At 42.3% G+C, this 19,391-nt stretch carries 17 protein-coding genes; 2 read left to right on the forward strand and 15 right to left on the reverse strand.

What is annotated here, in order from left to right; all coding sequences use genetic code 11:
* Window positions 1–12 precede the first annotated feature (12 nt).
* Complete coding sequence (gene gpr, locus DXA60_RS02965; RefSeq protein WP_117919388.1) at window positions 13–972, reverse strand: GPR endopeptidase; 960 nt, start codon at window positions 970–972, stop codon at window positions 13–15.
* 230 nt (window positions 973–1,202) lie between these two features.
* Here gpr and rpsT point away from each other — a divergent pair, with 230 nt between their 5' ends.
* Window positions 1,203–1,466, forward strand: a complete 264-nt coding sequence (rpsT, locus tag DXA60_RS02970; RefSeq protein WP_022112069.1) for a 30S ribosomal protein S20 — start codon at window positions 1,203–1,205, stop codon at window positions 1,464–1,466.
* Window positions 1,467–1,555: 89 nt separating this feature from the next.
* On the opposite strand, the gene holA is transcribed toward rpsT, so the two are convergent.
* The 12 genes from holA to argC form a co-directional block, all read right to left on the reverse strand.
* Window positions 1,556–2,542 carry a DNA polymerase III subunit delta gene (holA, locus tag DXA60_RS02975; RefSeq protein WP_117919390.1) on the reverse strand — a complete coding sequence of 329 codons (987 nt, stop codon included), beginning with the start codon at window positions 2,540–2,542 and terminating at the stop codon, window positions 1,556–1,558.
* A 50-nt stretch (window positions 2,543–2,592) separates the two neighbouring features.
* Window positions 2,593–5,085 (reverse strand): DNA internalization-related competence protein ComEC/Rec2, encoded by a 2,493-nt coding sequence (locus DXA60_RS02980; protein WP_243006732.1) that lies wholly within the window; start codon window positions 5,083–5,085, stop codon window positions 2,593–2,595.
* Between the two features lies 1 nt (window position 5,086).
* Window positions 5,087–6,049, reverse strand: coding sequence for a GerMN domain-containing protein (locus DXA60_RS02985; RefSeq protein WP_117919391.1), 963 nt, complete (start codon window positions 6,047–6,049; stop codon window positions 5,087–5,089).
* 19 nt (window positions 6,050–6,068) lie between these two features.
* Window positions 6,069–7,511 (reverse strand): sensor histidine kinase, encoded by a 1,443-nt coding sequence (locus DXA60_RS02990; protein WP_117919393.1) that lies wholly within the window; start codon window positions 7,509–7,511, stop codon window positions 6,069–6,071.
* Between the two features lie 12 nt (window positions 7,512–7,523).
* The gene (locus DXA60_RS02995) at window positions 7,524–8,216 is read right to left on the reverse strand and encodes a response regulator transcription factor (protein ID WP_006858401.1); all 693 of its coding nucleotides are present in this window, start codon (window positions 8,214–8,216) and stop codon (window positions 7,524–7,526) included.
* 1 nt (window position 8,217) lies between these two features.
* A complete protein-coding gene (locus tag DXA60_RS03000) occupies window positions 8,218–8,871 on the reverse strand; it encodes a helix-hairpin-helix domain-containing protein (RefSeq protein ID WP_117919396.1) in 654 nt (217 codons plus the stop codon).
* A 117-nt stretch (window positions 8,872–8,988) separates the two neighbouring features.
* A complete protein-coding gene (locus DXA60_RS03005; protein WP_243006733.1) occupies window positions 8,989–10,194 on the reverse strand; it encodes a hypothetical protein in 1,206 nt (401 codons plus the stop codon).
* Window positions 10,195–10,303: 109 nt separating this feature from the next.
* Window positions 10,304–11,497 carry an aspartate aminotransferase family protein gene (locus tag DXA60_RS03010; protein ID WP_117919398.1) on the reverse strand — a complete coding sequence of 398 codons (1,194 nt, stop codon included), beginning with the start codon at window positions 11,495–11,497 and terminating at the stop codon, window positions 10,304–10,306.
* Complete coding sequence (gene argB, locus DXA60_RS03015) at window positions 11,490–12,392, reverse strand: acetylglutamate kinase (protein WP_117919400.1); 903 nt, start codon at window positions 12,390–12,392, stop codon at window positions 11,490–11,492. The genes DXA60_RS03010 and argB overlap by 8 nt, the downstream gene beginning before the upstream one ends.
* Before the next feature lie 102 nt (window positions 12,393–12,494).
* The gene (gene argJ / locus DXA60_RS03020) at window positions 12,495–13,718 is read right to left on the reverse strand and encodes a bifunctional glutamate N-acetyltransferase/amino-acid acetyltransferase ArgJ (protein ID WP_117919498.1); all 1,224 of its coding nucleotides are present in this window, start codon (window positions 13,716–13,718) and stop codon (window positions 12,495–12,497) included.
* Window positions 13,719–13,818: 100 nt separating this feature from the next.
* Entirely contained in the window at window positions 13,819–14,280 is a 462-nt protein-coding gene (locus DXA60_RS03025) for a GNAT family N-acetyltransferase (RefSeq protein WP_117919402.1), read from the reverse strand.
* Between the two features lie 95 nt (window positions 14,281–14,375).
* Window positions 14,376–15,431 carry an N-acetyl-gamma-glutamyl-phosphate reductase gene (argC, locus tag DXA60_RS03030; protein ID WP_117919404.1) on the reverse strand — a complete coding sequence of 352 codons (1,056 nt, stop codon included), beginning with the start codon at window positions 15,429–15,431 and terminating at the stop codon, window positions 14,376–14,378.
* A 387-nt stretch (window positions 15,432–15,818) separates the two neighbouring features.
* On the opposite strand from argC, the gene DXA60_RS03035 reads away from it, so the two are divergent.
* Window positions 15,819–17,051, forward strand: a complete 1,233-nt coding sequence (locus tag DXA60_RS03035) for an argininosuccinate synthase (RefSeq protein WP_117919406.1) — start codon at window positions 15,819–15,821, stop codon at window positions 17,049–17,051.
* Between the two features lie 80 nt (window positions 17,052–17,131).
* Here the strand turns inward: DXA60_RS03035 and DXA60_RS03040 are convergent, their stop codons facing one another.
* Window positions 17,132–18,265 (reverse strand): amidohydrolase, encoded by a 1,134-nt coding sequence (locus tag DXA60_RS03040; protein ID WP_243006734.1) that lies wholly within the window; start codon window positions 18,263–18,265, stop codon window positions 17,132–17,134.
* Window positions 18,266–18,515: 250 nt separating this feature from the next.
* The gene (locus DXA60_RS03045; RefSeq protein WP_117919409.1) at window positions 18,516–19,391 is read right to left on the reverse strand and encodes an ABC transporter permease; all 876 of its coding nucleotides are present in this window, start codon (window positions 19,389–19,391) and stop codon (window positions 18,516–18,518) included.

A 19,391-nucleotide genomic window follows, 5' to 3' on the forward strand; every position in this document is an offset into this window, starting at 1 on the left:
TACCCCATCCATTTATACCGGCAGCATTTCACCCATAAATGCGATATTGATGCCCTCAGAGATCGTGAAACTTAATCTTTTCACTGACTCATCGATATCTTTTGGTGTCACAAACATCGCATTTAAATTCGGTGAGAGCAGTTCCCTGATCAATTCATATTTTTCCCCATCATTCAGTTCCTTTAACGAATCTCCCAGCTTATCAAAAGCTCTGCTCTGGCTCATAGCTGCGATCAGATTAAACATCGTGTCATTGACGATGGTCGCAGCATCCACAACCGTCGGTATCCCGATTGAGATCACCGGAACCCCTAGACTCTTTTTATTCAGGCCGTGTCTGTGATTTCCAACTCCGCTGCCTGGGTTAATTCCGGTATCTGTAACCTGGATCGTCCGGTTTAACCTTTTGGTACTCCGCGCAGCTAACGCATCAATAACAATGACAATATCCGGTTTTGTCTCATCAATGATCCCGTGAATGATCTCAAGGCTTTCCATCCCCGTCTGTGCCATAACTCCCGGTACGATGCTGCTGATCCGGTTTACATTTTTTTCCCCGAATGCATATTTTCCATACTCTTTTATAATGTGTCTTGTGATAAACAGGTTGTCCACCACACGGGGGCCTAACGCATCCGGTGTAACTTCACGGTTTCCAAGTCCTACAACCAACACTGACATTTCTTCTTTTCTTTCCCGTATCAGCTTACGAATGATCTGTGCAAGCTGCACAGATATCTCTCTGTGGTAATCCTCGTCCTCCTCATCCATATTTCCCGCCTCGATCGTAATATAGGTTCCCTTTGGTTTTCCCATCGTCTTTGCACCGTTTTCTGTTTCAATGACCACTGTGCTGATCGTGATATTTTTATCTATTTTCTCTTCTAAAAATCGGACTCCCTTTAAATCAACATGATCTTCCTGCATTTTTTCCTGCGTTTCAAGTGCTAAATCTGTCCGGATCTGATACATAAATTCCCCCTATATCCCAATGCCCTGCTCCCGGCATCTGTTATCTCTGCCTATATTATTTCAAATCTGTGAAAAAAATATCCATAATTTCTCATTATTTTGCTGTTTTATACTTGACAACAAAAATATACTGACCTATAATATACCAGTATGTTTACATTGAACTGTCCGTGTCCGGCTTTAATGTAACAATCATGAACAATAACGATTACAAATTGGAGGTGTACGGATTGGCTAACATTAAATCTGCAAAGAAAAGAATTTTAGTAACAGAGACAAGAGCTGCTAGAAACAAAGCGATCAGAAGCGAAGTTAAGACTTCTATTAAAAAAGTTGAGGCTGCAGTGGCTGCAAATGATAAAGAGGCTGCAAAAGCTGCTTTAACAGTTGCTATCTCAACCATCGAGAGCGCTTCTTCTAAAGGAATTTACCACAAGAACAATTCTGCTAGAAAAGTTTCCCGTTTAACAAAACTTGTTAACGGATTAGCTTAATTTTTGAAACATAGATAAAACTTATATGTGGTTTTAACCCGACCACATAATAAAAAACACCAGTACCGTCATACTGGTGTTTTTTTGACTTATCTCTTCGTACTGCTGTACTTCATGATAAAAAGTTCCACTGCCATCTGGTCATTCATCCGCCCTGTTTTTACAGACTCTTCTAAATCCACTCCATCATAAAGCGCCATCTTTAACTGTGCCATCGTAAATCCTTTTGCCTGTGAAATATTCTTTTTTACTGCAAACGGAGGTATTCCTGCATTTTTCGCGATTGTCTGGTTGTCCATCCCTCGTCCTGCCATATCACGCACATTCAAAAGGATCTGAAACTGTCTGGTGATCAGAAACATGATACGCATCGGCGGTTCTTTCAACGTCAGAAGATCATAGTAAAGATCCAGTGCTCTGCGTTTGTTATGCTCCGCTATCGCATTGACCATCTCAAATATCTTATTGGTGGTCTGTTCTGTCGTAACTGCCATCACATCTTCCGTTGTGATCACATCTCGATCCAGAGCATAACAGATCAGCTTCTCTAATTCCCTGTCGATATTTCCCATGTCCGTTCCTGTCCTGCTTAAAAATAGCTGCATCACAGAACCGGTGATATTTTTCCCCTCTTTCTTTAGTCTCGTCAGAATCCAGCGTGTCAAAAGTTCCTCACTCTGTGCCGAAAATTCTACGATTTTTCCATTATTTTTAACCGCTTTATACATTTTCGAACGTTTATCTGCTTCCTCCTCCACAAAGATAAAATGTGTCGCTGGTGCCACCTGTGACAGATATTCGGCAAGATCCTCACAGGAACTTTTAAAAAAACCACTGTCCTCGATCAGTATGACTCTTTTATCCGCAAAAAAAGGCAGTGTCTCGGCAAGATCGATCACTTCTTTCGGATTGATATTTTTCCCTTCAAACCTCGTAAAATTCATGGTATCATCCGGCGCTGCCATTGCATTTTTCAGTTTATCTTTGTATTGTTTCTTTAAATATGCTTCCGTTCCATACAACAGATAGATCTGTTTGAAATTTCCGCTCTTAATATCCTCATCAATCGTTTTCATTTTATTCCATCCCTTTTTTACCGTCTCGCTTTATCACAGTATAGCATACATTACCTTACAAATACAAACTGCTTATCCGGCACAAGATATTTTTGTACTGTAAGCGCATGTTTCTTTGACCGTGTCACAGTGATCTGACCATCTTCCATCGTATAAAACAAGGCACTTCCCGTATCTTTTATATTTTCAACCGCTTCTTTGCCCGGATGACCATACCGGTTCTTTTTCGCACAGGAAATAACAGAAATCCGCGGCGATACTGCGTTCAAAAATGATCTTGTATTTGAATATTTTGAGCCATGGTGAGCTGCCTTGTAAAAATCGATATCAGAAACTTTTAACCAGTTTAAAATCTTTTTTTCCTGCATTTCCCCTATATCGCCGGTAAACAGTGCCGAAAAACCTTTTTCCTCATATAATAGCACAAGTGATTCCTCATTTTTATCCGCAGATGTATCACTCCTTTTTTCATCTCCTGCATGGTATTCCGGTGAAATGGCTGTTATCTTTCCTTCTCCAAGGAATAATATATCCTCACGGTTCATTGTACATATATTTGTTCCATGTTCTTTTGCAAGCAAAACCAGCTTCTTATAACTTTCATCCTGTACCATTCCCCTCCAAAATACGAGATTTCTGATCCTGTATCTTTCTTCAAAAAGTTCCGACAGACCGGATATATGATCCTGATCCGTGTGGGATACAAACCAATAATCGATTTCTTTTACACCATTTGACTTTAAATATGGTAAGATGCGGTATTTTCCCACACTCTGCACATCCGTACTTCCACCGTCTATAAAAACATCATATCCCTTGTCCGTATGCAGATAAATTCCGTCACCCTGTCCGACATCAAGCACAGTGAGTTTCATGTCTTTTTGAAATGGTACAAACAAAAAAACAAGCAGACCAAAACCACAGATAAAAGGTATCCACCCATGTGACTCTTTTTCCTGTCGTTTTGTCACACAGAAAAGTAAAAAAAGTCCTCCAAGCAGCAACAGATAATATAGCACTATTCTTACTGCGGATGGTCTTCCTGTAATTACGATTGCTTTTGGCAGATCCGATGCGATCGTACAGATTTTTTCACAGCCGCTTAAGACCACATGACATGGTAACAATACGATACGTACCATCTTCCATTTCCATCCCATACCGTTGTACATATGCGGCAGGGTTTCTATAGCAGAAACCAGTGATCCCCCAGATAACACTGCCGTCTTTGGTATCACGACACTTCCCAGCATGCCTCCCGCTATCCCTGATGCCAGCGCAATACTGACAAACGGCAGCACAAGCAGATTTATCAGCATCGCATATACCGGAATTTCAAAAAAGTACCACGCTGTGACCGGCAGTATTACAAGCTGAAGTACGAATCCCATAGCAATTTTCTGTAACAATACATGCCCCTGGTATGCACTTTGAACGATTTTTCCAGCCCAGACCACACCAGATACCGCAATAAACGAAAACTGAAAACCTGCATCACATAGTGCAAACGGCTGTTTCCACAGAATGAGCAGTGCTGCAAAACCCATTGCATTTAACGAATCATAGCTTCGTCCCACTGCCTGTGCCAGCAGAAGAATACAAAACATACTGACTGCCCGGAAAGACGAATATCCCATTCCTGTCATCAGACCATATGAAACCATAAAAACTGCTGCAAAAATTCCCGCTCCCCAGAAACCAAGACTTCTCTTTCGCAAAAAACGGTAAAATGTCATACCGATCATAGATATATGCAGACCTGATATCGCCAGAATATGTGAAATTCCGGACGTACGGTAAAGCTGTTTTATCTCTGCATCCAAAAGATTTTTCTCTCCCAGAAGCATCGTATTTAAAATTCCACCCTCCCGTGCTCCGAGTGCGCACTCATACACACCAGCAAGGTAATATTTCCATCCATACATTGTCTCTGCAATGCGATCCCTTTTTCCGTATGCATTCTTTACATCCACATCATTTACAGCAAATGAGATTCCCCGCGCTTTATAATAAGCCGCCTGATCAAAGTTTCCCTCGTTGCGTGCCCGGTTAAATAATTTTGTTTTTCCATGTAATACAAGCGTTTGTCCGATAGAATATGTGTCGGACTCACAATAGATAATGACGTTTGCAGATACCCTCTGCCATTCTTTGATTTTAAGATCCTGTCTGATCTGACAGGATGACATATAGTATAAGTACTGTTCCTTTTTTTGTTCTTTGCCTGCAATCTTTCCTTTTAAGAAGATTTCTTTTCCATCCTCTAAATACGGCAAATACTGATTTTCTGCCGCCTGCACCGCCCGGCAATGATACCAGCCCAGGGAAAAAAATGCCGCACATAACACCCCCACGCAGCATCGCCGCTTCCAGGCAGGATATCTGTCATTCTCCGACCACCCCAGACCATATCCCGCCAGGATTGCCGTCCATAACAAAATTCCAATACATCCGGGCACGATCATCCACGGTTTTCCATATACTGCAATGAAAATACCGCAGATAAACCCGGCCGCCATTTCTAAAAATGGTCTTTTCCCCAATCTACTCCTCCTCTGTTGTTCCTGTCTCCTCCAGTGTAACGACATAATCAAGATTCCTGTCATACATGTCGCTCAATTTAAAATTATCACGGTAAGTACCACTGGTATCTCCGTTGACTGAGATCTGTACTTTACTGATCGTAGACAATTCTGTCAGGGAATCCACGATTGAATAAATGACAACTGCCTCATTTACCTGATAATCCTGATTTTTAAAGTTTTCATCCAGACTCACATAGCAGACACCATCCACCACTGATACATTGATCAGTTTTGTTCCTGCCGGGATTGCAGACTTCGCCCCCTCTGTCTGTGGTCCCTCCAGTAGCTGTTCCATGATCAGTTTTTCCATTGACACATTGCTGCTGTAATATACGTCACTTCTTGTCTCTTCTACCAGACCATCACCGGCTTCATTTGCAAAATAAAGTTTTAATGTCGTACACTGAATGGAATTAATCTGTTCCCCCGGATTCTCAATAAAGCTGTCCTGATTCATACTTCCGACAATATTGCCTCTGACGTCCGTAAGTGGTGCGTCCGCCACATAAAATGATACGCAGTCCACCCCAGGAATCTGCGTCATTGTAAGAACAACTGCTGCCCGGCACAATACCTCCTCCACCTCTGCCATACTGCTGTAATCTGCATCAAAATGAATCGAAAGCATTACACCGTCAAGTGAATAATCGGTAACCTCCACCCCGTTTGGTATCGGTTTACGGTACTCAACATTGTCAGAATCCGAGCTTAACTTTGCTAAAAATTCTTCGATCAAACCTTGCGTATCGGAAGCCTGTGGCTCATAAGGAACATCTACGATTTTTGTTTTTTCTTTATTCAGATATTCAATATGATATTCACTGGCTACCTCATTGTTTCCACATCCTGTCAGCAAAATAACTGCCAGAATAAATCCTGACAACAGGATAATTATTTTTTTATCCATAATCTGACCTTTCATTTTCAATAGATCCAATCTGTTATGAAATATAGTTGAGCGGAATACGAACATTAAAGATCGTTCCCTCTCCCTCTGTACTGAATACCTTGATCGCACCACGATGCATCAGCACTGCATTTCGCGTTATGGCAAGACCAAGTCCTGTTCCACCGATCTCTCTGGAATGTGACTTGTCCACGCGGTAAAAACGTTCATAAATATGTTCTAAGGAATCTTCCGGTATTCCGATTCCGGAATCCTCAACTTTCAGATAAAAATACTGATGATCAGCATTCAGCGAAACATGTACCCAGCCATCTTCTTTGTTATACTTGATCGCATTTTCAATCAGATTGGTAAAGGCAAGCGTGATCTTGACCTCATCGACATCAGCACTGACCGGCCGGAAACTCTCAAGCACAAGCTCCACTTTCTGCTTATCTGCGATCGGACGCAGGCGTTTTAAAATCTGCTCTAACAATTCATTAATATTAATATTCGTGATATTTAAATCCCCTGCTGCCTTGTCCATCTTGACCAGGGAAAGCAGATCATTGATAATCTTCGTCTCACGATCCACCTCGTTACCGATATCTCCCATAAACTCTTTATAAAGCTCTATCGGAGCATCCTCCATACTGTTGATGGAATCCGCCAGCACCTTCATGGAAGTAAGCGGTGTTTTTAATTCATGCGACACATTCGATACAAATTCCTGTCTCGAATCGTCTAACACCTTCATCCTTCCCAACATTTTATTAAACTTCTCACTGATCATTCTGGTTTCTGTATAATCATTGACAGAAAGTGCATCCTCTCCATAACCTGTCTGAATCTCATCGATCGATTTTGACATCTTATGAAATGGTTTCACCATCTGCCCTGCAATGATCACACTCGCAAAAATAACCGAAAAAATACAGATCAATTCAATAATCCTTGTATTGGTTGCAAGATATTCTAAATTCAGACTGATTGTGTCCGTCGATACACTTACCATCATGACACCGATCACCTGTCTGCTTTCGTTTTCCTGATCTGTGCGCACAAGTGGTATCGTCATCTCAATATAACGATATTTCGAATCATATTTTGTAATCTCTTCTCCATAAAAACTCTTAATGACTTCCTCTGAAATGATCGTCTTTTTTTCATCGAGCTTATAAGTATCTTTCACTACCTGAAACGTGTCGCTGATGATCATGACACGTCCGTCATAAATAGTAGAAAGCTGCTCTAACTGCGCATTGATAGTAGGAGAACCGGAATTTTCCAGATAATCATTTGACACGATCTGATTTGCTAAAATTTTCGCCTGACTTAAGATTTCACTGGTTCGAAGTGAAACAGCCCTGTTTTCATATGAATTCAGCATCCCAATCCGTAACAGAACACACGGTATCACACCTATAAGAATAAGTAAAAGAATCAGCCTGAATCTCAGGCTGTTCAGAAAATCGGTAAATTTTTTTAATTTCGTCATGGCTGCACCTTACTAATTCTGAGAATAATAATATCCAACACCCCATTTGGTATGCACATACTTCGGCTCACTCGGATTACTCTCGATCTTTTCTCTCAGACGTCTCACATGAACATCCACTGTACGCACATCTCCCGGATATTCGTATCCCCACACAAGATTCAAAAGGTTCTCCCTGCCGTAGACTTTGTTTGGGTTATTGACAAGAAGTTCTAACAGATCAAACTCTTTTGCAGTAAGATTCACTTCTTTTCCTAAAATAAAGAGTCTCCTACTCTCACAGTCTAATTTCAGATCTCCCGCTTCTATGACTTTGCTGTCCTCTTTTTTCGGCTGACTTGCTGCTGTACGCCGCATGATCGCCTTAATTCTTGCTTTTACTTCAAGGATATTAAATGGTTTTGTGATATAATCATCTGCGCCATACTCCAGACCTAAGATCTTATCCATGTCATCTCCCTTTGCGGTAAGCATGACGATCGGCATATTAGAAAACTCCCTGATGTGCTGGCATACTTCAAATCCGTCCATCTTCGGAAGCATGATATCAAGCAGCACCATATCATAAGCATTTTCGGTTGCCATTTTTAATGCTTCTTCCCCGTCATATGCGCAGTCTACTTCCATTCCGTCCTGTTCAAGGCTGAACCGGATACCCTTTACAATTAACTTTTCATCATCTACAACAAGAACCTTTTTTGCCATTTTACTTCACCTTTATATTATCTTTTATTCGATTATAAACGCCCTCTTTGATTCCCTCTACCTGCTTGATCTCCTCTATAGAAGAAAAAGCACCATTCTTCTCGCGGTAACGGACAATACTGTCCGCTTTTGCCTGACCAATTCCGGGAAGCGTCATGAGTTCTGCCACAGTTGCAAGATTCAGATCGATCCTGCCGTCTGAATCATTTGCTGTTTCTGCTTTCACGTCATTCTCTGCCCCTTCCCCTGCTTCTTCATCACCAGCCTGCGCTGCCTCTTCCTGTGTCAGGATGCGTATCATCTCTCCGTCCTCAATCTGACGTGCCTGATTGACAGACTCTTCTGCCGCATCCTCCCTCAGACCACCGGCAGCTTCAACCACCTCATAGAGTCTTGCATTCTGTTCCACTTCATAAACACCTGGCACATTTACAGCTCCGCATATATACACAAAGCGTTTTTTATCAGACCCTGCCGTCTGTGTATCATCCGCGTTATTCTCTGCCATAATCTCTGTCGCCGCCACATCCTCGTTCTGCTGTGTTCCAGCCACAGATGTTTCTGTCTGAAAATAGACGTTTTCTCTTTCTCCACATGCTGCTGCCAACAGGCAGAAACATGAAAAACATAGTACTTTTATAATTTTTTTAATCATAAGCATCTCCTTCTCTTATATTAGAAGGAGTCCTCAATGCCCACTCTCTATATTTTAACGAAATTTTTCATTTATTACAAGAGTGTATAAAATTTATTTCATTTATTTTTATAAAATTTAAAAATACTCGGCAATTTTTTCCTTTAAACCTACCCAGAAGTCTTTTGCATCCTGGGAATCCGGCAGTAAAATGGCATCCTCATATGCCTGATATGCAGTTTTTTCCGCATCAGACGCATTTTGCGATAAAAATACGGAATAATGACCACTCATATCATGCAGCACGTCTGCAAGCTGTACAGTCACAAACTCTGCAAAATCTGCTGCATCGGACGCATTCTTTGAAAAATCATTAACAACCAGCATATCCGTAGATGCACATGCAACAGATGGAAGTTCCTCATTCAATGCCGGAATCTCCATCACAGAATAAGATATATCATCTAATTTTTGCAGGGAATCTGTGTTCACAAATGCACAGAGTGTTTTTCCATCTTTAAAATGTTCTAATATACTGTCCATGGAAACTGTATTGATATCCAGGGAAAATGAGCCAAGAATCGTCTCAAAATACTCAAGATCTTTCTGATACAAATCCTCATCATAGGTTACATTCATCATTTCCGGTGCTGTTTTTTCAAATGTCACGCTGTTGCCAATGAATGGGAAATCATAAAATGCATCATTTACATCCCACTCCAATAGGTATTCCACATTTTCACCCGGTTCATTCTCATTCGAATAATCAATAATTGCCTGCAATGATTCCGGCCGATTTTCAAAATATCCATTCTGATAAACAAACACATTTGCATCATAACTGAGCGGATATCCCAGCAGCTTTTCTTCGTAAGAGGAAGCCTCCAATGCCTTTTGTGATGCACCTTCATATGCTTTTTGTGTCTCATTTAATGCGGCAAGTCCATATAAATATGCCTCCTCAAGTCCGTCACCATTCAGCAGATAAACATCCGGATAATCCTCTCCTTTTATGGTGTCATCATAGATCATTCCGATATAATCTAATGTATCCTGACATTTAAAAACTGCCTTAACACCGGTCTTTGCAAAATACTGTCTTGCTGCATATTCAAAGAAATCCATATAAGATGCATCCTCATACCACACCGTCAGATCTGTTTCTGCGGCATCATATGGATCTGTTTCTGCACCCGGCTGTTGTTCTTCTGCATCCGTCTGTTTTTCCGGCAAACGAAATGCCACTTCTTTTTCAGGCTGCTTTGAAACGACACCAGCCATAATGGCTGCTCCTGCACATACCACTATGGCTGCAATTACACTTCTTTTCTGTACATTCTTCATAATCTCTTTCCTATTCCTCATTTTACGACAATAGACTGCACAAATCCGTGTGCAGTCTTATTTTCATCCATTCATCAATCATGCAGACAGGTCAGCTATTCCATGATCCTTACATCTGATCCAGGGCTTTTTTCAGTTTTCCGATCATCTCATCTACATGTTTCTTCTCAATGATAAGTGGCGGTACAAAACGAAGTACATCCGCCCCCGCCGTAATCACGATCAGACCTTCCTCAAGTGCTTTTGCGGCGATCTGTCCGACCGGTTTTTCGGATACAACGCCCTGCATCAGTCCAAGTCCTCTGCGTGCCGTTAAGAAATCATAAGAATCAACCAGTTCATCTAATTTTTCTTCCAGATATGGTGCGATCTCTTTGACATGATCCGTGATATGGTCGCGCTCCATCATCTCAAGCACCTTGTCAACTGCAGCCCCTACAAATGGATTTCCACCATAAGTTGTTCCATGATCGCCCGGTTTTAAGGACTTTTCTGCTACTCTCTCTGTCATCATGAATGCTCCGACCGGTACACCGCAGCCAAGGGCTTTTGCACTTGTCATGATATCCGGTTTCACACCATAATGCTGCCATGCAAACATTTCTCCTGTTCGTCCCATGCCACACTGGATCTCATCTAATATCAGTAAAATATCATGCTCATCACAAAGGCTTCTTACACCTTCCATAAACTCTTTCGTCGCCGGATAAATACCGCCCTCACCCTGTACTGTTTCAAACAGGATCGCACAGGTTTTATCCGTGATCAGCTTTTTCACACTGTCGAGATCATTGTAATCTGCAAATTTCACACCCGGCATCAGTGGTTCAAACGGTTCCTGGTAATGTTTATTGCCGGTGACGGAAAGCGCTCCGATGCTTCTTCCATGGAAAGAATGATTCATTGCAATGATCTCATGACCTGCATGACCATCTCTCGTATAGGCATATTTTTTTGCAGCCTTGATCGCACCTTCGATTGCTTCTGTGCCACTGTTAGTAAAGAATACACGGTCCATACCGCTTGCCTTTTTTACCCGCTCTGCTGCATGGATGATCGGCACATTATAATAAAGATTTGACGTATGCATAATTTTATCGATCTGTGTTTTTAATGCATCCCCATACTCTTTATTACCATATCCGAATGCCTGCACAGCAATACCTGCCGCGAAATCCAGATATTCTTTGCCATCTGTATCGTACAGATACACTCCCTCTCCATGGTCTAATACCAATGAAAACCGGTTATATGTATGGAGGATATTCTCCTCTGCTTCACTTATATATCCTTCTTTATTCATGATAAAACTTCGTCTCCTTATCTCCTAATATAGCAGTTCCGATTCCGCGGTTTGTAAAGATTTCAAGAAGCAGGCAGTGTGCGATACGTCCATCTAAGATATGGACTCTTGAAACACCGTTCTCGATTGCATCAATACAGTTATTTAACTTCGGAAGCATTCCGCCACCGATAAATCCATCCCCGATCAATTCTCTTGCTTCTGATACACGAAGTTCAGAGATCAGGGTATCTTTCTCTTCCGGATCTTTGTAAACACCCTCTATATCGGTTAAAAATGCCAGTTTTTCAGCTTTTACTGCTTTTGCGATCGCACATGCAGCATCATCCGCATTGATATTGTAGCTGTTGTATTCTGCATCCATTCCGACCGGACAGATGATCGGCAGGAAATCTTTTTCTAACAGATCATATAAGATCTGCGGTTTTACCTCAGTGATTTCACCAACGTAACCGATATCCTCACCGTTTGAATATTTCTTCTCTACTTTTAAAAGTCCACCATCTTTTCCACTGATACCGACCGCATTTACTCCAAGTTCCTGTACCAGTGTCACAAGTGACTTATTGACTTTGTTTAGCACCATCTCAGCGATCTCCATGGTCGCTTCGTCTGTTTTGCGCAGTCCGTTGACAAATACAGGCTCCATACCGACTTTTCCGACCCACTTGCTGATCTCTTTTCCACCGCCGTGTACAATAATTGGTTTAAATCCAACCAGTTTTAACAGGGTAACATCCTGGATGACATGTTTTTTTAATTCTTCATCTACCATGGCGCTTCCACCATATTTTACCACAATGATCTTACGGTTAAAACGCTGTATGTAAGGGAGCGCTTCAATGAGCACTTCGGCTTTCTGCAAAATTTCTTTCATATTGTTATTTTCTTCCATTGCTTTGGTTCTCCTCTATAAAATGTTGATATTGCAGTGCGAAACTCTATCCATATTTTGTTTGCTGTGACCACCTGCCAGATAAAATGAAGGCACGCCTTTTTATGAGCGGTAGTCGGCGTTGATTTTTACATAGTCGTAGGTTAGATCGCAGCCCCAGGCGGTAGCTTCTGCATCTCCCATTTTGATGTCGGCGATGGCGGTGACTGCCGGCTCGGATAAGATTTTGGTTGCTTCTTCTTCGCTGTAATCGACGGCGACACCGTCTTTGATGATCTGCATTTTTCCTGCGGCACTCTCAAAGAATAAGTCTACTTTTTCCGGATCAAACTGTGCACCAGAGTAGCCCATGGCACAGAGGATTCTGCCCCAGTTTGCATCATGTCCATAGATAGCTGCCTTGGTAAGGCTTGATGTGATGACGGATTTGCTTAAGATCTTTGCTTGTTCTTTTGTCTCAGCTCCGACTACTTTCACTTCAAACAATGCAGTTGCACCTTCTCCGTCTCCTGCCATCTGTTTTGCAAGTGTCTCGTTGACAAAACGGAGTGCTTTTGTAAATGTCTCATAATCCGCATTTTTCTCTGTGATCTTTGTATTTTCTGCCGTTCCGTTTGCCAGCAGAAGACAGGTGTCATTTGTGGATGTATCGCCATCTACAGAGATCATGTTATAGGTATCTTCCACGTCCGCTTTTAATGCTTCTAATAACAACTCCTGTGAAATCGCAGCATCCGTTGTCACAAAACTTAACATGGTACACATATTCGGATGGATCATGCCGGAACCTTTGCACATGCCGCCGATCGTGACCGTCTTACCAGAAAGTTCGATCTCAACTGCCACTTCTTTCTCATGCGTATCCGTTGTCATGATCGCAAGTGCAGCTTTATGTCCGCTTTCGATATCGCCATTTAATTGTGGAACCATCGTTTCAACTCCCGCACAGATACGTTCGATCGGAAGCTGCATACCAATGACTCCGGTTGATGCCACAAGTACCTCATCCGTCGGGATATGAAGCAGATTGTTTACTTTTTCTGCGGTTGCTTTACAGTAGCCCATTCCCTCTTCTCCGGTACATGCATTTGCGATACCTGCATTGACAACAACTGCCTGCGCCATTTTGCTGTCATAGACTACATGCTGATCCCATTTTACCGGAGCGGCCTTTACAATATTTGTGGTAAATGTACCTGCCACTGCACACGGAACCTCGCTGTAGATCATTGCCATATCTGTTCTGTCTTTATATTTGATTCCTGCTGCTGTGCTTGCTGCTTCAAATCCTTTTGCTGCGGTAACTCCGCCTTTGATCTGTTTCATCGTTTCCTCCATTCCTGCACTGCTTTCTAATGCAGACAAAGTTTTCTTTTGCATCTCAGGTTTGTGCGTAGCTCAAATCCTGCGTGTGAAAATTGTATTTTTACGGATTAAATATCGTCTGGTTTTCTTCATTTGTGACATATTCATAATAATTAACATCCTCACGGAATGTCCATCCCATCCCCTGCCAGAAATAATTTCCAACATCATTTTTTTTGAAGGCGATCAGATTTACTTTATTGACATGTTCACGTTTTAAAGCTGCAAGACAGGCCTCCACCATCTTTTGTCCAATGCCCTGCTTTCTGTAATCTTCGTGAACGCAGACATGATATAAACATCCGCGTCTTCCATCATGACCACACAGAATCGCACCGACGATCCTTCCATTTTCGCACGCCACCATGCTGGTAGTCGGATTACGTCTGATAAAACGTTCCACACCTTCTTTCGAATCGTCAATGCTCCGGATTCCAAACCCGTGGATTCCCATCCACAGCGCATGTACCTCCTCAAAATCCTCCATTGTCATCTCACGGATATTTACCTTGTTCTCTTTCATGTCTTTTATTCCTCTTCTAGCATAACTGTCTCATCCAGTTATTTTTTACCACATAAAATTGTAGTCACAGACTCCAATGTAATCGTCCATCCACTTTATGGGAACATCGGAACCATATTTAAGCCTTCTGCCTCATCAAAACCAAATAACAGGTTCATGTTCTGTACCGCCTGACCTGCTGCACCTTTTACCAGATTATCAAGTGCTCCCATCATCACGATACGGCCGGTTCTCTCATCAATCTTAAAGTTGACATCCACATAGTTGCTGCCCTCTACCCATTTCGTCTCCGGGCAGACATCTTTCTCAAGTACACGGACAAATTTTTCTTTCGCATAATATTTATCATAGACTGCTTTTACTTCTTCATAAGAAGGAAGGCTGCCATCTGCTTTTTTCACCAGTGTCGCATACTCTGTTGCAAGAATACCACGGTTCATCGGAACCAGATGCGGTGTAAAATTAACAACGATCTCTTTTCCTGCCGCATAACCAAGCTGTTCCTCGATCTCCGGTGTATGACGGTGATTTGTCACTCCATATGCTTTCATGTTTTCATTGACTTCACAGAACAGATTTGGCAGTTTCGCGCCACGCCCTGCACCGGAAGTTCCTGATTTTGCATCAATGATCAGCGTATTAGGATCGATCATGCCCTCTTTTACAAGCGGGTACGCTGTCAGAATAGAGCAAGTGGTATAACAGCCCGGATTTGCAATCAATCTTGCTCCTTTTACTTTATCACGGTTGATCTCACAGAGTCCATAAACAGCTTCTTCAATAAACTGCGGAGTCTTGTGCTCGATCTTGTACCATTTCTCATAAACAGATACATCCTTGATTCTGAAATCAGCACTCAAATCTATGATCTTTACCTTATTTAATATATCTTCTGTCAGCACCCCTGCTAAAAATCCCTGCGGAGTTGCTGTAAAGATCACATCCACCTGGCTTGCAAGTTCATCCATGTTATCGTCTAAGCACACATCATCCACGATCTCAAACATGTTCTGATAAACTTCTGCATATTTTTTATCTATGTAACTGCGGGATCCATACCATTTGATCTCCACTTCTTTATGTCCCATTAAAATACGAACCAGTTCATTTCCTGCATAACCGGTTGCTCCGATAATTCCTGCTCTTATCATTTTTTCGTCCTTTCTGCTTATCCTTATTTTATATGCCTTTTAAAATTTCTTATCTGTCATTGTATACAGGCATACCTGCATAAGCATCTTTCTTCCTATATTAATACACCTCATCGCAGTCGTAAAGTATCTTTTTTCATACGCTGTTTGATATTGCATAATTATACATTCGTTTTGTTTTTTATGCAATACCATTTTTTATCTTTTTTCTTTAGCATACTATATATTAAGCCTTTTTCTGCATTTTGTATAATCTTTATGCATTTTTATGAATAATGAATGTATATTTTTTCACTTGCGTTTCTATATTTTTTGTTGTATATTGTTTTTAGTCAATGATCCGGAAACAAATGGATCAAATATACATAACAGAAAGGGCTGTATCACATGAAGGAAAAAGTTATTTTAGCGTACTCCGGCGGACTTGATACCACCGCCATTATTCCATGGTTAAAGGAAAATTATGATTACGAAGTTATCTGCTGCTGTATCGACTGTGGTCAGGAAGAAGAATTAGACGGTCTTGAAGAAAGAGCTATCTCCTGTGGAGCTTCCAAATTATACATTGTAGATATCATCGACGAGTTCTGTGATGATTACATTATGCCATGTGTTCAGGCAAATGCCATTTACGAGAACAAATATTTACTTGGAACCTCTATGGCACGTCCTCTGATCGCTAAGAAATTAGTTGAAGTTGCAAGAAAAGAAGGCGCTACTGCAATCTGCCACGGTGCTACCGGTAAAGGAAACGATCAGATCCGTTTCGAGCTTGGCATCAAAGCACTTGCTCCTGACTTAAAGATCATCGCTGCATGGAGAGATCCGAAGTGGACTATGGATTCCCGTGAATCAGAGATCGAATACTGCAAAGCACACGGCATTCATCTTCCATTCTCTGCCGACACAAGCTACAGCCGTGACCGTAACATCTGGCACATCAGCCATGAAGGTCTTGAATTAGAGGATCCTGCATGCGAGCCTAACTACGACCACCTTTTAGTTCTCGGTGTTTCCCCGGAAAAAGCTCCGGAAGAAGGCGAATATGTAACTATGACATTTGAGAAAGGTGTTCCGACTTCCGTAAACGGAAAAGAGATGAAGGTTTCCGATATCATCCGTGAATTAAACCGTCTCGGCGGCAAACATGGTGTCGGCATCATTGATATCGTTGAGAACCGTGTTGTTGGTATGAAATCCCGCGGTGTATACGAAACTCCTGGCGGAACGATCTTAATGGAAGCTCATCAGCAGTTAGAGGAGCTTGTTTTAGACCGTGCTACCATGGAAGTTAAAAAAGATATGGGAAACAAACTTGCCCAGATCGTTTACGAAGGAAAATGGTTCACACCTTTATGTGATGCAGTCAGAGCTTTCGTTACTTCCACACAGGAATATGTAACCGGTGAAGTAAAATTCAAATTATACAAAGGTAACATCATCAAAGCCGGAACTACTTCAAAATATTCTCTGTACAGTGAGTCACTCGCAAGTTTCACAACCGGTGATCTTTATGACCATCATGATGCTTCCGGATTTATCACACTGTTCGGACTTCCATTAAAAGTTCGTGCTATGAAAATGCAGGAGATCGGCGAGAAAAACAAATACGAGGATTAATCAGAAATTCTGATTTCAATTCAGACAGTTCATGATCTGAGATCAAAAAACAGGAGCCCGCAAGGACTCCTGTTTTTGTATTATTTACCAAGTGCTTCTTCTAACAGTCTTGCAAAATACTCTGCTGCCGGTGCAAGTGCAGCCTCATCCGCATAAAATTGTGGATGATGGTTTGGATAACCAACCCCTGTCCCGACATTGATAAAACATCCCGGTATCTTTTCCAGATAAAATGCAAAATCCTCTCCACCTGTTGAATTTCGCTGTGGAACAACCTCATAGCCACATTCTTTTGCCACATCTTCTGCAAACGCACTCCATGTTTCCTCATTGACTGTTGCAGGAGGTCCCGGATACCATAGTAATTCTGCCTTCGCACCATACGCTGCGGCTGTGTTTTCTGCAATCCCGCGCATGCGTTTTTCTATAAAAACACGATCCTCTTTGTCCATGGAACGAACTGTTCCCTCTAATTCCACTTTATCCGGAATCACATTCCAGGTATTACCGCCATGAATCCTTGTCACACTGACCACCCCCGTATGAAACGGATTTAAGTTTCTGCCGACAATGCTCTGCAATGCCTGTATCACAGATGCCGCCACAAGTATCGTGTCCACTCCCTCATCCGGATGACCGCCATGGCAGCCTGTACCCGTAATATTTAATTCAAACCGGTCTACCGCCGCCATAACACTTCCGGCACGGATTCCAAGTGTGCCAACCGGAAGATATGCTGCTGTGTGCAGACCAAAAATCGCCTCCACATCAGAAAGTATCCCTGTCTGCAGAACCGTCTCTGCTCCATGTGACGACTCCTCTGCCGGCTGGAACAGAATTTTTACATTTCCATGCAGTTTCTCTTTTCGCTCCTGCAAGAGTAATGCTGTTCCAAGCACTGCTGCCGTATGGAAATCATGTCCGCAGGCATGCATCTTTCCCGGAATTTCTGACTTATAAGGCAGCTCTGTCTCCTCCATGATCGGCAGTGCATCAATGTCACAACGCAATCCATATGTTTTTCCCGGTTGTGCGCCTCGTATTATGGCAACCACGCCGGTTTTTAATGGTGTCTGTAAAATTTCGATTCCTGCTGCATGAAGTTCTCTTTTGATCCGCTCCGTCGTCTCATATTCCTCATAGGATAGCTCTGGGTGACTGTGAAGTTCCTCAAAGAAATCCGTAAGTTTCTGCTCTAATACTTTCTGTTCCATATACTTCTCCATTCTGCTTTTCTGCATAATATAATATCATAAGCCGCCCGGCAAATGCTGGTTTGTTGAGGCATGCGTCACTCCGCCCCAACCTGAATCAGGCATACTAATTTCACTCTGATTATTATCAGAGCGAAATCGCTTTCTTATTTTCGGACAACGGAAACAAAACAGTCCCGGCTTGATGCAATTTGCCAATCGTAACCCTCCAGAACCACCCTACACAGGGAAGCTCATGATCCATGGGCACCTATCTGCGCCCACCAGACGGATCAAATGCATCACGCAGTGCATCCCCAACAAAGTTGATGGAAATAACCAGCACAACGATCATGATCCCCGGAGGCAGCCAGAGCCAAGGCTGTGACGTCAGTACCGTAATAGACTGTGCTCCGTTTAGCATATTTCCAAGGCTTGCCATCGGAGGCTGCACACCCATGCCAAGGAAACTTAACGCCGCCTCATCTAACATGGAGATTGCCATAACAGAAGTTGCATATACGAGGATCGGCGCAACCGTATTTGGCAAAATCTCGGAAAACAGGATATGACGAAGCGGCATGCCTGCCACTACATTTCCTTTGACAAAATTTGTTTCACGTAAGCTGAGCACATTTCCACGTACCAGTCTTGCTACCCCAGGCCAGTCTACAAATCCCAGAATCAGAATAATACTCCACAATCCCGGTTTAAAGATCGCTGCTGCAACAAGCACCAGAAGGATATAAGGAAAAGACATGACCATATCCGTAAAACGCATCAGTATCATATCTGCCACTCCGCCAAAATATCCCGCGATCAGGCCAAGTACCACACCAATCACCGTCGATATGGCTGTAGCAAGGATTCCCACAAGCAGTGATATCCTTGTTGCATATAAAAGCCTGCTGAATACGTCCCTGCCGATCTGATCTGTTCCAAGAATAAACTCTTTACACGGTGCTCCACTAAACGTTCCGACAATTGCATCCGGGTCATAAGGCGCAACAACCGGTGCAAACAATGCCGCCAGTCCGACAACAACCAGTATCACAAGGCTGATTTTTGCAAGATGATGTGCACGGAAACGACGCAGCACCATCTGCATATATGTTTCATTTAAGTTTTCTTTTTTCTTTTTTATCAT

This window comes from Roseburia sp. OF03-24 (genome assembly GCF_003463035.1).
GTDB lineage: Bacteria > Bacillota > Clostridia > Lachnospirales > Lachnospiraceae > Roseburia > Roseburia rectibacter.

Coding starts and splice junctions, on each gene's coding strand:
- argB (WP_117919400.1), bottom strand. CDS start 12,392: ATGGAAGAAAATAACAATATGAAAGAAATTTTGCAGAAAGCCGAAGTG.
- DXA60_RS02990 (WP_117919393.1), bottom strand. CDS start 7,511: ATGACGAAATTAAAAAAATTTACCGATTTTCTGAACAGCCTGAGATTC.
- argC (WP_117919404.1), bottom strand. CDS start 15,431: ATGATAAGAGCAGGAATTATCGGAGCAACCGGTTATGCAGGAAATGAA.
- DXA60_RS03005 (WP_243006733.1), bottom strand. CDS start 10,194: ATGAAGAATGTACAGAAAAGAAGTGTAATTGCAGCCATAGTGGTATGT.
- DXA60_RS03010 (WP_117919398.1), bottom strand. CDS start 11,497: ATGAATAAAGAAGGATATATAAGTGAAGCAGAGGAGAATATCCTCCAT.
- DXA60_RS03000 (WP_117919396.1), bottom strand. CDS start 8,871: ATGATTAAAAAAATTATAAAAGTACTATGTTTTTCATGTTTCTGCCTG.
- DXA60_RS03040 (WP_243006734.1), bottom strand. CDS start 18,265: ATGGAACAGAAAGTATTAGAGCAGAAACTTACGGATTTCTTTGAGGAA.
- DXA60_RS03035 (WP_117919406.1), top strand. CDS start 15,819: ATGAAGGAAAAAGTTATTTTAGCGTACTCCGGCGGACTTGATACCACC.
- argJ (WP_117919498.1), bottom strand. CDS start 13,718: ATGAAACAGATCAAAGGCGGAGTTACCGCAGCAAAAGGATTTGAAGCA.
- DXA60_RS02995 (WP_006858401.1), bottom strand. CDS start 8,216: ATGGCAAAAAAGGTTCTTGTTGTAGATGATGAAAAGTTAATTGTAAAG.
- holA (WP_117919390.1), bottom strand. CDS start 2,542: ATGAAAACGATTGATGAGGATATTAAGAGCGGAAATTTCAAACAGATC.
- DXA60_RS02985 (WP_117919391.1), bottom strand. CDS start 6,049: ATGAAAGGTCAGATTATGGATAAAAAAATAATTATCCTGTTGTCAGGA.
- DXA60_RS03025 (WP_117919402.1), bottom strand. CDS start 14,280: ATGAAAGAGAACAAGGTAAATATCCGTGAGATGACAATGGAGGATTTT.
- gpr (WP_117919388.1), bottom strand. CDS start 972: ATGTATCAGATCCGGACAGATTTAGCACTTGAAACGCAGGAAAAAATG.
- DXA60_RS03045 (WP_117919409.1), bottom strand. CDS start 19,391: ATGATAAAAAAGAAAAAAGAAAACTTAAATGAAACATATATGCAGATG.